This window comes from Limosilactobacillus reuteri, assembly GCF_020785355.1.
GTDB lineage: Bacteria > Bacillota > Bacilli > Lactobacillales > Lactobacillaceae > Limosilactobacillus > Limosilactobacillus reuteri_I.
In genome coordinates this window covers 61,663-76,142 of sequence record NZ_JAJGVH010000075.1, presented here as the reverse complement: position 1 = coordinate 76,142, position 14,480 = coordinate 61,663, and the positions used below count along the sequence as shown (strand labels likewise).

15 protein-coding genes are annotated in these 14,480 nt (G+C 38.1%); 13 read left to right on the top strand and 2 right to left on the bottom strand.

From position 1 onward, the window contains the following. Nucleotides 1–38 precede the first annotated feature (38 nt). Nucleotides 39–1,841, top strand: a complete 1,803-nt coding sequence (gene aspS, locus LMB56_RS06485) for an aspartate--tRNA ligase (protein ID WP_003665842.1) — start codon at nt 39–41, stop codon at nt 1,839–1,841. A 60-nt stretch (nt 1,842–1,901) separates the two neighbouring features. Here aspS and LMB56_RS06480 read toward each other — a convergent pair whose 3' ends face one another. Both LMB56_RS06480 and LMB56_RS06475 read right to left on the bottom strand, forming a co-directional pair. After that, nucleotides 1,902–2,642: an amino acid ABC transporter ATP-binding protein gene (locus tag LMB56_RS06480; protein ID WP_003665843.1), complete on the bottom strand. Its 741-nt coding sequence runs from the start codon at nt 2,640–2,642 to the stop codon at nt 1,902–1,904. After that, nucleotides 2,632–4,143, bottom strand: coding sequence for an ABC transporter substrate-binding protein/permease (locus LMB56_RS06475; protein ID WP_229279404.1), 1,512 nt, complete (start codon nt 4,141–4,143; stop codon nt 2,632–2,634). The genes LMB56_RS06480 and LMB56_RS06475 overlap by 11 nt, the downstream gene beginning before the upstream one ends. 300 nt (nt 4,144–4,443) lie before the next feature. On the opposite strand from LMB56_RS06475, the gene rpsU reads away from it, so the two are divergent. The 12 genes from rpsU to recO all read left to right on the top strand — a co-directional run bounded on the left by rpsU (nt 4,444) and on the right by recO (nt 14,359). After that, complete coding sequence (gene rpsU, locus LMB56_RS06470) at nt 4,444–4,635, top strand: 30S ribosomal protein S21 (protein ID WP_003665847.1); 192 nt, start codon at nt 4,444–4,446, stop codon at nt 4,633–4,635. 62 nt (nt 4,636–4,697) lie between these two features. Next, on the top strand, nt 4,698–5,144 hold the full coding sequence (locus LMB56_RS06465) for a GatB/YqeY domain-containing protein (protein WP_228341314.1): 447 nt from the start codon (nt 4,698–4,700) through the stop codon (nt 5,142–5,144). Nucleotides 5,145–5,255: 111 nt separating this feature from the next. Continuing rightward, nucleotides 5,256–6,233, top strand: a complete 978-nt coding sequence (gene bsh / locus LMB56_RS06460; protein WP_072575055.1) for a choloylglycine hydrolase — start codon at nt 5,256–5,258, stop codon at nt 6,231–6,233. Nucleotides 6,234–6,392: 159 nt separating this feature from the next. Beyond that, nucleotides 6,393–7,625 carry an argininosuccinate synthase gene (locus tag LMB56_RS06455; protein WP_229277607.1) on the top strand — a complete coding sequence of 411 codons (1,233 nt, stop codon included), beginning with the start codon at nt 6,393–6,395 and terminating at the stop codon, nt 7,623–7,625. Then, nucleotides 7,615–9,000: an argininosuccinate lyase gene (gene argH / locus LMB56_RS06450; protein ID WP_122481319.1), complete on the top strand. Its 1,386-nt coding sequence runs from the start codon at nt 7,615–7,617 to the stop codon at nt 8,998–9,000. The genes LMB56_RS06455 and argH overlap by 11 nt, the downstream gene beginning before the upstream one ends. Nucleotides 9,001–9,126: 126 nt before the next feature. Beyond that, nucleotides 9,127–9,699, top strand: coding sequence for a biotin transporter BioY (locus LMB56_RS06445; RefSeq protein ID WP_229283580.1), 573 nt, complete (start codon nt 9,127–9,129; stop codon nt 9,697–9,699). A 5-nt stretch (nt 9,700–9,704) separates the two neighbouring features. Beyond that, entirely contained in the window at nt 9,705–10,676 is a 972-nt protein-coding gene (locus LMB56_RS06440; protein ID WP_229277605.1) for a biotin--[acetyl-CoA-carboxylase] ligase, read from the top strand. Between the two features lie 99 nt (nt 10,677–10,775). Next, a complete protein-coding gene (locus tag LMB56_RS06435; RefSeq protein WP_229283581.1) occupies nt 10,776–11,783 on the top strand; it encodes a PhoH family protein in 1,008 nt (335 codons plus the stop codon). After that, a complete protein-coding gene (gene ybeY, locus LMB56_RS06430; protein ID WP_229274119.1) occupies nt 11,783–12,262 on the top strand; it encodes an rRNA maturation RNase YbeY in 480 nt (159 codons plus the stop codon). Before LMB56_RS06435 ends, ybeY begins: the two co-directional genes overlap by 1 nt. After that, nucleotides 12,246–12,641 carry a diacylglycerol kinase family protein gene (locus LMB56_RS06425; protein ID WP_003665857.1) on the top strand — a complete coding sequence of 132 codons (396 nt, stop codon included), beginning with the start codon at nt 12,246–12,248 and terminating at the stop codon, nt 12,639–12,641. The genes ybeY and LMB56_RS06425 overlap by 17 nt, the downstream gene beginning before the upstream one ends. Before the next feature lie 11 nt (nt 12,642–12,652). Then, nucleotides 12,653–13,558 carry a GTPase Era gene (gene era, locus LMB56_RS06420; RefSeq protein WP_003668129.1) on the top strand — a complete coding sequence of 302 codons (906 nt, stop codon included), beginning with the start codon at nt 12,653–12,655 and terminating at the stop codon, nt 13,556–13,558. 15 nt (nt 13,559–13,573) lie between these two features. After that, nucleotides 13,574–14,359 (top strand): DNA repair protein RecO, encoded by a 786-nt coding sequence (recO, locus tag LMB56_RS06415; RefSeq protein ID WP_229283582.1) that lies wholly within the window; start codon nt 13,574–13,576, stop codon nt 14,357–14,359. Nucleotides 14,360–14,480 lie beyond the last annotated feature (121 nt).

The following is a 14,480-nucleotide window of genomic DNA, read 5'->3' as shown; positions in this document are numbered from 1 at the left end:
TTAAACTGTTATTAAAAACTGAAAGAGGTAAGCGGAGAATGAAGAGAACAAATTATGCTGGGGATACAAATGAACAGCAAGTTGGACAAGAAGTTGTCTTAAAGGGTTGGGTAGCTAAGCGTCGTAACCTAGGTGGACTTATCTTTATTGATTTATGGGATCGGGAAGGAATTGTTCAACTAGTATTCAACGAAAAAGAAAATCCAGAAGCATTTGAAATTGCAAATGCGGTTCGTAACCAATATGTTCTTGAGGTTCAAGGAAAAGTTCAATTACGGGCAGAAAAAGAAATTAATCCAGATATGAAGACTGGAAAAGTTGAAGTAGCTGTTGACAAGGTTAAGGTATTAGCAAAGTCAGAAACAACGCCATTTGATATTACTGATGGTGTTGATGCTTCTGAAGACTTACGGATGAAGTACCGTTACCTTGATTTACGGCGGCCAGAAATGATGCGTAATTTGAAGTTGCGGAGTAAGGTTGCTTCGATCGTGCACAATTACTATGATAATGAAGGGTTTATGGATGTTGAAACTCCTGATTTAACACGGTCAACACCAGAAGGAGCACGTGACTATATTGTTCCATCACGTGTTTATCCCGGTCATTTCTATGCTTTACCACAATCACCACAATTATTTAAGCAATTGTTAATGGCAGCCGGAGTTGATAAATATTATCAATTGGCACGTTGTTTCCGGGATGAAGACCTTCGTGGTGACCGTCAACCAGAATTTACGCAAATCGATACTGAAATGAGTTTTGCAACTCCTGAAGATATCCAAACAGTTACAGAAGGTTTAATTAAGCGGGTAATGAAGGAAATCGTGGGAGTAGATGTTAAGACCCCATTTCCACGGATGGAATGGCAAGAAGCCATGGACAAGTATGGTTCCGATAAGCCTGATACTCGTTTCGGGATGTTGATTCATGACCTTTCTGATATTGTAAAGGACAGTTCATTTAAGGTCTTTGCTAATACTGTTGCTGATGGTAACTATGTTCGTGCAATTCGCGTTCCTGGTGGAGCAGATAAGTATTCTCGGAAAGATATTTCTAAGTATGAAGAATACATTAAGCGTTTTGGTGCAAAGGGCCTTGCATGGGTTAAAGTAACTGCTGATGGTTACAATGGTCCAGTTGCTAAGTTCTTAAATGATCAAGTTGCCCAAATCAATGAAGAAATGGATGCCAAAGAAGGGGACTTAATCCTCTTTGTTGCTGGTAGTTTCCACGTTGTATCAGATTCACTTGGCTACCTTCGTCGGGCAATCGCTGAAGAGTTAGATATGATTAAGCCTGACCAATGGAACTACTTATGGGTTGTCAATTGGCCAATGTTTGAATATGATGAAGGGTTTGGGAAGTGGATTGCCGCTCACCACCCATTCACAATGCTAAATGAAGAAGACTTACATTACCTTGAAGATGGGGAAGATCCTCATAAAGCTCATGCTCAAAGTTACGACATTATCTTGAATGGTAACGAGATCGGTGGGGGATCAATTCGTATCCACGATCCAAAGATTCAAGAAAAAGTTCTCAAGGCTCTTGGCTATACAAAGGAACGTGCAGAAGCGCGCTTCGGATTCTTGCTTAAGGCCTTAACAATGGGGATGCCACCTGAGGGAGGACTTGCCTTTGGTTTAGACCGGTGGGTTATGTTACTAGCTCAAGCTGATAGTATTCGGGATGTTATTCCATTCCCTAAGAACTCGAAGGCAGTTGAACCATTAACGGCAGCTCCAGGTAAAGTTAGTGAACAACAACTTGATGATCTTAAAATTGAATTTGATGAAAAGATTGACTATAAGCTCGATCAAGATCCAGACGAACAATAAATAGAACAAAAATAATCCTCGTGAAAAGGTACTTGAAGTGTACTGTTCACGAGGATTATTTTATTTCAAAATCTTTTTCAAAAAGTCTTGTGCCCGTGGGCTAGTAGGGTGGGCAAAAAATTCTTCTGGATCTCCAGTTTCCTGAATATACCCATCTGCCATAAACCAGATTTGGTCTGCTACTTCACGAGCAAACCCCATCTCATGGGTAACAACCACCATTGTCATTCCCGATTCAGCTAAATCGCGCATTACTTTTAGTACCTCATCAACCATTTCGGGATCAAGGGCACTAGTTGGTTCGTCAAAGAGCATTACTTCCGGACTCATCGCAAGGGCCCGGGCAATGGCAACCCGTTGTTTTTGCCCTCCTGACAGTTGATCCGGATATTGTTGAGCTTTATCGCTTAAACCAACTTTTTCTAGTAGTTCCATCGCAGTTTTAGCTGCTTCTTTTTCATTGATATTTTTAACTTTAACTGGTGCAATGGTGATATTTTTAAGGACTGTCATATTAGGAAAAAGATTGAAACTTTGAAAAACCATTCCCATCTTTTCCCGCAGCTGATCGAGTTTTTTATCATTTAAGCCAATCAGATTCTGTCCTTCAAAAAGAACTTGTCCGCTTGTTGGTTGTTCGAGTGCATTTAAGCAACGGAGAAAAGTACTTTTACCTGCTCCTGAAGGGCCGATTACACAAATTACTTGGCCCTTATCAACATGTTCGGAAATATCTTTTAAGACAATATTATTTTTGAATTTTTTCTGCAAGTTTTTAATTTCAATCATTTTAGTGGGCATGTTTCATTCTCCCTTCAAAGTAAAGTAAAATTCTGGATAGCGTAAATGTGAGAATAAAGTAGATGATCATTGTGATGAATAAAGGTAAAACTCCTTTATAAGTTGCCGATTGAACTAATTGTGTTTGATACATCAATTCGGAAACACCAATCACAGAAACTAATGAACTATCTTTTAATAAAGTAATGAGCTCATTTCCTAATGCTGGCCAAATATTTTTAAGTGCTTGTGGCATAATCACATATCTGAATGTTTCGTTTTTACTCATCCCCAAACTCCGGGCAGCTTCTGTCTGTCCAAGTGGAATAGATTGGATTCCAGAACGAATAATTTCAGCAACATAAGCACCAGAGTTTAGTGAAACGGCAATAATCCCAGCGAGGAGGGCCGGAAGTGATTGAATAATTGCGCCAATCCCAAAGTAAACAAACATGATTTGAACCATCATTGGCGTACCCCGGAGAAATTCAATGTAGCAAACCGCAATTGAATGTAAAAATTTGTTCTTTGAAAGCCGCATTAGTGCAAAGAGAGTTCCTAATAGGAAACCAAAAATAACAGAGACAACTGTAATGATTAATGTATATTTAATCCCTTTAGCAAAGTAACGCCAATAGCTAAGAACAGTATTTTGCTTTTTATAACTCTTCATATATTGGGAGGCTTCAGGAATCCATTTTTTATTAATTAGTTGTTCTTTGTTAACTTTTTTAATTGTTTGGTTGGCAGCATTGACTAACGAGGTATCACCTTTAGGAAAAGCCATGGCAATTCCGCCAGCAGTATTTGGCAATTTCGAATTAAAGGCATAAAGATTTGAATTGTTGGCAGCATAGGCTTTAGCAGTAGCAGCATCCATTAAAATTCCATCATATTTATGAGATTGAAGCCCAATGACTAAGGAAGAAAGTTTAGCAAGCCCTTTGCCGTTTGCTTTAGGCATTTCCTTTGAAATCAGGGTTGATTGGAGCGTGCCGTTTTGTGCTCCTACATTTTTCCCATTAAAACTTTTGACATTAACTAGCTTATCTTTATCTCCTTTATTAATTAAGAAATAACTATCGCCGGAATAATATGTATTTGAGAAGTCAACGCTCTTTTTTCGTTCAGCTGTAACGTTCATTCCCGAAATAATAGCATCAATTTTACCTGTTTCCAGCGCAACTAGAAGTGAGTCAAAGTCCATGTTTTTAATAACTAGTTTTACTCCCAAGTCTTTAGCAAATTGTTTAGCAAGGGAAACTTCAAAACCAACATATTTAGTTTTTCCATTTTCTTTGGTTGTGAATTCGTAGGGTGGATAATCCGCACTCATTCCCACAACCAATGTTCCTTTTTGTTTAATCTTTTGTACTGAATCATTACTAGCGACTTGCGATGGATTGTTGGCTGCCGAAGAGCTAGTTGAACTGCTTTCGTTAGCAGCTAATGCAGTAATAGGTGTACATAATATCGGAAACGCAATTACCATTAGCAGTAATAAATGTTTAAAACCTTTCATAGTTAATAACTCCTTTGAGAATAGTAAAATTAAATTGTTACTAAATATACACTTAAATGTTTATTTATGCAATATAAAATCTTAAAATAGAATAAATATTCATATATTTGTATAATGATTAAAAGCGTTTACTTAGCTTATGGAGTAGTCAAAGAATAGGTGGATAAGAAATTTAAATTTTTATTTAAAAGTAATGTTGACAGGGTAGGCCATGTTGGGTAAAATAATTTTTGTAGTGAAAAGGAAGCAGTATGCCTGCTACCTCGATACGTAACTTTAAGCTCGGAGGGAGGGATCAACATGTCAAAAACAGTCGTTCGTAAGAATGAATCTTTAGACGACGCTCTTCGACGCTTTAAACGTTCAGTTTCACGTAACGGAACATTGCAAGAATATCGTAAACGTGAATTTTACGAAAAGCCAAGTGTAAAACGCAAGTTGAAATCTGAAGCGGCACGGAAGCGTAAGAACAAACGCGGTCGTCGTTACTAAAAATGTGTGCTCTCACCTGTTGCCTGGTGGGAGCTTTTTTCTATATGAAAGAAGGATAAATAATGAGCTTACTACAACAATTAACGTCAGATATGGTATCAGCAATGAAGAATCGGGATAAGGAAACATTAAACGTTGTCCGGATGCTTAAAGCAGCAGTTCAAAACGAACAAATTGAACTTGGACATGACTTGAATTCTAATGAAGAAATTGCGGTAATGGCACGTGAATATAAGCAGCGCAAAGAATCACTTGAAGAATTTGAAAAAGCTGGACGAGAAGATCTGATCAATCAAGCAAAGAATGAATTATCAATCGTTGAGAAGTATATGCCAAAACAGTTATCAAAAGATGAAGTTACTAAGATTGTTAAGGAAGTAATTGGCGAGCTTAATGCTTCTAGTATGAAGAACTTTGGACAAGTAATGGGGTCAGTTATGCCCAAAGTTCAAGGTCAAGCAGATGGAAAATTAGTTAACCAGGTTGTAAAAGAACAATTGAGTAAGTAATATCAGCTGTAAAAAAGAGTATGAGGATGAAAGCTTCATACTCTTTTTTACTGTACATTTTTACTTTTTAAACTAGAATTAAAGTATATTTAAAAGAAAAGGGGCCTTTATATGTGCACATCAGTAATTTATACAGCAGGTGATTATTACTTTGGCCGTAACCTTGATTTGGAAGTCAGCCTTGGTCAGGAAGTAGTGATTACTCCGCGTAATAAGACTTTAGAATTTCGGAAAATGCCTAACCTGGAACACCATTATGCAATTATTGGAATGTCCATTGTTCGTGACGACTATCCACTATATTTTGATGGGGTAAATGAAAAAGGGGTTGGGATGGCAGGCCTTAATTTTGATGGTCCAGCTCATTATTTCCCAGTTCAAGAGGGAAAGGATAATATTGCATCCTTTGAATTAGTTCCTTATATTCTTGCGGCAGCTTCCTCGGTTGCTGAAGCGAAGAAGTTACTTTCAAATGCAAATATCGCTAATATTAACTTTTCTGATAAACTGCAAGCTGCACCGTTACACTGGATTATCGCTGATAAAACTGGTGCTTCTGTAACAGTTGAATCCACCGCGAAAGGATTAAATGTTTATGATAACCCAGTTGGTGTCTTGACAAATAATCCGGAGTTTCCTCGTCAATTATTAAATCTTAGTAACTATCGCAGTGTTGCACCTGCTAACCCGGCTAACGTATTTGCGTCCGCTGTTGATCTGCCAGTTTATAGCCGTGGCTTAGGGACCCATTTTCTCCCGGGAGGAATGGATTCTGAAAGTCGTTTTGTTAAGGCTACTTTCACTAAGATGCATGCCCCAGTTGGTAATTCTGAAGTTGAGAATATTACCAACTATTTCCACATTCTTCAATCCGTCGAACAACAAAAGGGATTAGATGAAGTGGCACCGGATACTTTTGAATATACGATTTATTCTGATGGTTCGAACCTAAAGAAAGGGATTTTTTACTACAAGACTTACGAAAACAGTCAAATTAATGCAGTTGATATGCATAAGGAAGATCTTGAAGCATCAGAATTAATTACCTATCCAGTTCAAAATAAACAAATAATCAACCAACAAAATTAAATAATCATTCTATTTTTAAACTCTTTTTATGCATGAATAATTTATATTTTATGCATAAAAAGAGTTTTTTTGAAAAAATATGCTAAAACTATTGATTTTTATTCATAATACTCGTATATTTATAAACAACAAATTTCAAATGAGATGGAGGACGAGATTATGTCAAAAGAAAAAATTGTTTTAGCTTATTCTGGTGGTTTAGATACTTCAGTTGCGATTGCGTGGCTCAAAAATAAGGGTTATGACGTAATTGCATGTTGTATTGATGTGGGTGAAGGAAAAGACCTTGAAGCGATTAAGGAAAAGGGTCTCCAAGTTGGTGCGTGGAAGTCAGTAGTGATTGATGCCAAACGTGACTTTGCTGAACAATTTGTATTGCCAGCCCTTCAAGCCCATGCAATGTATGAGCAAAAGTACCCATTAGTTTCAGCACTTTCTCGTCCATTAATCGTTCAAAAACTAGTTGCAGTTGCTAATCAATACGGTGCGACTGCGATTGCCCATGGATGTACTGGAAAGGGAAATGATCAGGTTCGGTTTGAAGCAGGTATCCATGCTTTGGCACCAGAGATGAAGATTGAAGATCCAATTCGGGATTGGCACTGGTCACGGGAAGAGGAAATTCAATACGCTAAGGATAATGGCATTCCTGTTCCAATCACAAAGGCTAGTCCTTATTCCATTGATGAGAACTTATGGGGCCGGGCAAATGAATGTGGAATTCTTGAAGATCCGTGGGTTGCGGCACCAGCTGATGCATATGATCGGACAGTTTCAATTGAAGAAGCCCCTGATACCCCAACCACAATTGAAATTACCTTTAATGAAGGGGTTCCTACAGCAATTGATGGTGAAGAAATGCCGCTTGACCAGTTAATTATGAAGCTTGATAAATTAGCTGGTAGTCATGGGATTGGTCGGATTGACCACGTTGAAAACCGGCTTGTTGGTATTAAGTCACGGGAAATTTATGAATGCCCAGCTGCAACTGTTTTACTAGCAGCCCATAAAGACTTGGAAGACCTAACCCAAGAACGGGAAGTAGCTCACTTTAAGCCATTAATTGAACAAAAGATGAGTGAAATTATTTATAATGGGCTTTGGTATTCACCATTAATGAAATCTTTAGTTGCTTTTATTGATGAATCACAAGCAGTTGTTAATGGAGTAGTAAGGGTTAAATTATTTAAAGGAAATGTAATCTGTGAAGGTCGGAAATCACCAAATTCACTTTATGATAAGAACTTGGCAACTTACACTTCCGCTGACGAATTTGACCAAGAAGCTGCCACTGGCTTTATTAAACTTTGGGAATTACCAGATAAGGTCTATGCTCAAGTACAAAACAAAAATAAAAAGAAAGTAAAGGAGAATACAAGCGATGCCTATTAAGAGAATGTGGGGTGGCCGGTTTGAAGAAGCTGGTGACCAACTAGTTAACCAATTTAATGCGTCGATCAGTTTTGATCAAGAAATGGCTCAAGAAGACATTGAAGGCTCATTAGCCCATGTAAAAATGTTGAAAGAAACACAAATTTTGTCAGCAGATGATGCTGATAAGATTATTGCTGGACTCAAGAAACTACGTGAGCGATTAACTAGTGAAGGACTCCCATTTTCGATTGACAACGAAGACATTCATATGAATATTGAGGCATTGCTGACAGAAGAAATTGGCCCCGTTGCTGGTAAGCTTCATACTGGGCGGAGCAGAAATGATCAAGTTGCAACTGACCTTCATTTATATGTGAAGAAGCGGTTGCCCATTATCATTAATGAATTGAAAAAATTACAGGCAGAATTAGTAGATAAAGCAGCAGAAAATGTTGAAACGATTATGCCAGGGTATACTCATATGCAACATGCTCAGCCAATTTCGTATGGGCACTATCTCATGGCTTATTTCCAAATGTTTCAGCGAGATGTTGAACGTTTTGAATTTAACCAGCAGCACACGGATTTATCACCCCTAGGAGCGGCTGCTTTAGCTGGGACCACTTTCCCAATTGATCGACAATTAAGTGCAAAATATTTAGATTTTGCTGAACCATACCATAATTCACTGGACGCTGTTTCTGATCGGGATTTTGCCCTTGAATTTTTAAGTAACGCAAGTATTTTGATGATGCACCTGTCACGGCTATGTGAAGAACTGATTTATTGGTGTAGTTATGAATTTGGCTATTTAGAATTGGCAGATTCATATTCTACTGGTAGTTCGATTATGCCCCAAAAGAAGAACCCTGATATGGCCGAATTGATTCGTGGTAAAGTTGGGCGAGTTTATGGTGATCTTTTTGGCTTATTAACGACAATGAAGGGCCTTCCACTTGCTTATAACAAGGATATGCAAGAAGATAAAGAGGGATTATTCGACGCAGTAAAGACGATTCTCCCAAGCATCAAGATCATGACCGGGATGATTGCCACTCTTCAAGTAAAGAAAGAAGCCATGGAGCATGCAACTCATCATGACTTTTCTAATGCCACTGAATTAGCAGATTATCTTGCTACTAAAGGAATTCCATTTAGGAAAGCACATGAGATTGTCGGTGAGCTAGTATTGAAGGGACTTAGAACAGGGACAAATCTTGTTGATATTCCATTAGACGAATACAAAAAAATTTCGCCCAAAATTGAAGAAGATGTTTATACCTGCTTACAACCTAAAGTAGCGGTTGAACGGCGGAATTCTTATGGTGGAACTGGTTTTGATCAGGTTCGTCAACAAATTAAAGATGCTAAGAAGATTTTAGAAGGCAAATAATTGTGGAAATTGAGAGTGAGAAAGCCATTTTTTCTCACCCTCAATTTTTTGTTTCATAGTAACCCATATATTGAATTAAAGGTTACAATTAAATATAATTGATGCAAAAATAAAGGATTTACGAGAATGATTAGGGAAAAGATAAGTTTGTCAATTCATGAAATGACTGTCGTTGCCATGATGGTTGCAATTATTGCTGTTTTAGGAGCAGTTCCAGGAATTCCGTTGGGGTTTATTCCGGTGCCAATTATTTTACAAAATATGGGAATAATGATTGCCGGAGAATTACTTGGACCAAGATTAGGGACAATTACTGTATGGCTCTTCTTGTTTTTAGTTGTACTTGGGTTGCCACTGCTTTCTGGTGGACGCGGTGGAATGGTGACAATATTAGGCCCAACTGGCGGATATATTTTTGCCTGGTTATTTGTCCCGTTGTTGATTGGCCTTAGTCTAAAATTAAGTTGGTATTATGGGATGACGCAGGGAGTAACTGAATTCCTGATTGTTTGGCTATGGGGTGTAATTTTTGTGGAAGGAGTGGGCGCAATATGGTTAGCTAATCAATTGCATACCACGCTTATTGCTGCTTTGACTTCCAATATTTTATTTGTTTTTGGCGATACAATCAAAACGCTTATTGCTGTCTCAATTGCTCGTCGTTTACGTCACATTAAGGTTTTTTCATTAAGGAGATGATTAGCATGGCTCATTCAACTGCACAGAAAATTTTATGGCAATTACTTTCAGCGCCAGATTCATGGATTTCTGGAAATGACTTAGCAAAGCGATTCAATATTAGTCGTGAATCTGTTTGGAAAGCCATCAACGGTTTACGAAAAAACGGAAATAATATTGAGAGCCGTAGAAACCTTGGATACCGTTTTACCGGAAATTCACGGTTGAGTGCTGATATTATTGATTTTTATACCCATAACCACTTTACTAATCGTCTTTACGTTGAAGATCAGGTTAGCTCAACTCAAAGCGTCGCGAAAGCTTTTTTGAGTCATCACCTAGTTAGTGCGCCAACAGTATTTATCGCTGATCATCAAACTGCTGGTTATGGGAGACAGGGACGGTCCTTTTACTCTCCGGCAGCAACTGGACTGTACTTTAGTATGATTTTGCCTAGCCCAACAGACAAACCACTACAAGCTGGGTTAATGACAACGACTTTTGCAGTTTTAATTGGGGAAGTTCTTAAACAATTTTTCCCTGCTCAAGACTTTCGGTACAAATGGGTCAACGATATTTATTTAAACCATAAAAAAGTCGGCGGAATTTTGACCGAGGCAGTAGTAGACCTTGAATCAAGGACAACGGCATCCTTGGTAGTAGGAATTGGTTTGAATATAACTACAAAAGAATTTCCACTGGATCTTAAAGATAAAGCGACGGGAATAGCACCAGCAGATCGTAATCTTTTAGTCAGTCGGCTTATTGAGACGATTGCTAATAATTATTCAGACTATGATAATCCCCAGTATCTTGAACAATATCGCCAAGGCTCAATGATTTTAGGACAGGAGGTGGACTTGTTAGTAAATGGTGAGGCGATTGCTGGAATTGCTAAAAAAATTGAAAATGATGGTGCACTAACAATTCGCTCGGCAGACGGAAAAACGAAAACTTTTAATAGTGGGGAAGTAGTTAAAGTTAATTTTGAAAAATAACTTCGATTCCTTAGAAAAGCTTGCAGTGATGAGGTTAAAGGTGATCTATGATATAATTATCATTAAATAAAATCTGCTAAATTAAAGGAGATTGTATAGGTGGGAGAACAAAAAACGATTGAACAAACTTTTCAAATTGAAAGTCCAGAAATAGAAGTTGGCTTACTAGGAACACAGGATAAGTTTGTGAGCCTGATTGAACAAGGAATGGATGTTGAAATCCGACCATTCGGTGAAAATCTTAAAGTAAGTGGACAAGAAGAAGACGTTAAACTTACGATCGATGTATTTCGTGCCCTTATTTCGTTGCTAAATCAAGGAATCCGCATCCACAGTACGGATATTGTTAGTGCGATGAAGATGGCGCATCGTGGAACACTGGAATATTTTGCTGACCTTTACAGTGAAACGATTATTAAAGATCGCCGAGGAAGAGCCATTCGGGTAAAAAATTTTGGTCAGCGGCAGTATGTTAACGCGATGAAGCATAATGATATTACGTTTGGGATTGGCCCTGCCGGAACAGGGAAAACTTACCTAGCAGTAGCAATGGCCGTGGCATCCTTAAAGCGTGGCGAAGTGGAACGGATTATCTTGACGCGACCAGCAGTTGAGGCTGGTGAAAGTTTAGGATTCTTACCCGGTGACCTTCGTGAAAAAGTAGATCCTTATTTACGACCAATTTATGATGCCTTAAATGATATTTTTGGGGCTGATCATACGCAACGGTTAATTGATCGGGGAATTATCGAAATTGCCCCCCTTGCTTATATGCGTGGACGAACTCTTGACGGAGCATTTGTAATTTTAGATGAAGCCCAAAATACGACTAATGCCCAAATGAAGATGTTCCTTACCCGTTTAGGCTTTGGCTCAAAAATGGTTATTAATGGGGATATTTCACAAATCGATCTTCCTCATGGGACTCGCAGTGGTCTTGTAAACGCGCAACGAATTCTTAATAATATTAAGTCAATTAGGTTTGTTAAATTTAGTGCAGAAGATGTTGTTCGTCATCCGGTTGTAGCACGGATTATTACTGCTTATGAGGACCAAACATCAAAACAATTAGCAGAAAAAGATAAAGAGAAAAAAGAGGAAAAATGATGGACTTGGAAATTTTCGATCAAACAACAGCACAGCTTCCAAATGAACAATTGGAGATGGTAAGGGACTTATTACAGTATGCTGCTAAAGAACTTTCCTTATCAGAAAATACTGAAATGTCCTTAACATTTGTAAATAATCCAGAGATAAAAAAATTAAATGCCCAGTATCGTAATGTTGATCGGGCAACTGATGTTTTAAGTTTTGCCGCAGAAGAAGCGGGCGATGAAACACCAATTATTATGGATTCCGAAATGGCTGCTGAAATTCCTGTTAACTTAGGTGACTTATTTATTTCCATCGATAAGGTAGCAGAACAAGCAAAATTTTTAGGCCATTCAGTTGATCGAGAGTTAGGATTTTTAGCTGTTCATGGCTTCCTCCACTTAAATGGATATGATCATGAAGAGCCGGCAGATGAAGAAAAAATGTTTAAATTACAACGGGAGATACTAGACGGTTATGGACTCACGCGATAAACATCAAACTGAGAAAAATCATCACTTAATTCAAGCAATGTGTCACGCAATCGATGGAATTATCCAAGTATTACGTGAAGAGCGTAATATGCGGTACCACCTTTTAGCGGCCTGCTTAGCCATTATTATGTCGATCTTATTGCATATTTCAGCAATGGAATGGTTATGGATTTTATTGGCAATCTTTGTTGTTTTTACATCTGAATTTCTTAATACGGTTACCGAAGCTGTTACAGATTTGATTGTTGACCACCATTATGAATTAAATGTAAAAAAAGCTAAAGACGTGGCCGCTGGTGGGGTACTGATTTCAGCGATATTTTCAGTCTTGGTGGGGCTAATTATTTTTATCCCCCGTATATTAGCAATTATTAGATAGGAAGTTTTAATATGGATAATCCAAATTATAAGTCTGGCTTTGTGGCAATTATTGGGCGCCCAAATGTTGGAAAATCAACTTTATTGAATTATGTTGTTGGTCAAAAGGTAGCAATTATGAGTAATGTTGCACAGACAACGCGTAATAAGATTCAAGGAATTTATACAAGCCCAGAAGCCCAGATTATTTTTATTGATACGCCAGGAATTCATAAACCATCTACTAAATTAGGTGATTTTATGGAAAAATCAGCAATGTCAGCATTAGATGAAGTGGATGCTGTCTTATTTGTTGTGAGTGCAACTGAGAAGCGCGGCCCTGGTGATGACTTTATTATTGAACGCTTAAAGAAAGTTAATCAGCCAATCTTTTTAGTTGTTAATAAGATCGATCAAATCAATCCCAATGACCTGCCTGAAATTGTTGACCAGTATAAAGATACCCTTCCATTTAAGGGGATTGTGCCAATTTCTGCTTTGCAGGGAAATAATGTGAATAACTTAATCAATGACATTATTAAGATCCTTCCTAATGGTCCGCAGTATTACCCAGCAGATCAAGTAAGTGACCACCCTGAACGCTTTGTGATTGCAGAAATGATCCGTGAAAAGGTCTTTTTGCTGACGAGACAAGAAGTACCGCATTCAGTAGCTGTTGATGTAACATCGATAAAGCGTGAGGATGAAAATCATATTCATATCTCGGCCAATATTATTGTTGAACGTCCAGGCCAAAAGGGAATTATTATTGGCAAGGGTGGAAAAATGCTGAAAAAGATTGGGACAATGGCACGGCAAGATATTGAAAGATTACTTGGTGACAAGGTATTTCTTCAACTATGGGTAAAGGTTGTTCCTGACTGGCGTGATAAGTCTGCAATGCTAAAAGATTATGGCTATCGGAATAAAGACTATTAAAAGGATGATGGTTACATGGCACGCGTAACCACACAATTTACAGGGATCATTATGTACCGACAGGATTATCGTGAACGCGATCTATTAGTAAAAATGCTTACTGATAAGATTGGGCCGGCAATGTTTTTTGTGAAAAATGCTAAAAAACGTGGCTTTCGGATGACTGCTGATATCCTGCCATTCACCCATGGGACATACATTGGCTCACTTGATGAAAACGGCTTGAGTTTTATTAATACCGCTAGCGATACTAGCCAATACAAGAAGATTGCAAGTGACATTAGCAAAAATGCATATGTTACGTATATCTTGGCATTAGTTGACAGTGCTTTTAATGATGGCCGAAGCATTGGTGGTTGGTTTAATCAAGTTGCTGCAGCCTTAGACTTAATCGAAGAAGGATTAGATGAGCAAATAATTACAAATGTTATTGAAACTCAGCTGTTAGTTGCTTTTGGTGTAGCACCAGTTTGGGACCGGTGTGTGGTATGTGGCCGCAATGATCTGGCTTTAGACTTCTCTGAACAATATGGGGGGATGCTTTGTCAGAATCACTGGTCACTTGATGAACACCGTCTCCATCTTGACCGTAAAACTGTTTATTATCTCCAACAGTTTGCCACAATTAACTTGCAAAAATTGAATTCTATTCGGATTAATCCAGCTACTAAACGACGCCTCCAACAAGTCTTGGATACTCTTTATGATAACGAGGTTGGACTAAACTTGAAGGCGAAACGGTTCATTAGACAAATGAATAAGTGGGAACAAAATATCGGAAAGTTATCAATGAACGATTGACATTTGTAAAATATTTTTCTATTATAAGAGCGTGTTTAATTGAATATTGGCAATGACAGAGATTATGGATAAACCAAATCAGCGATCAGGGGATAGTGCAAGCCTTGTAGTTTATTTATCC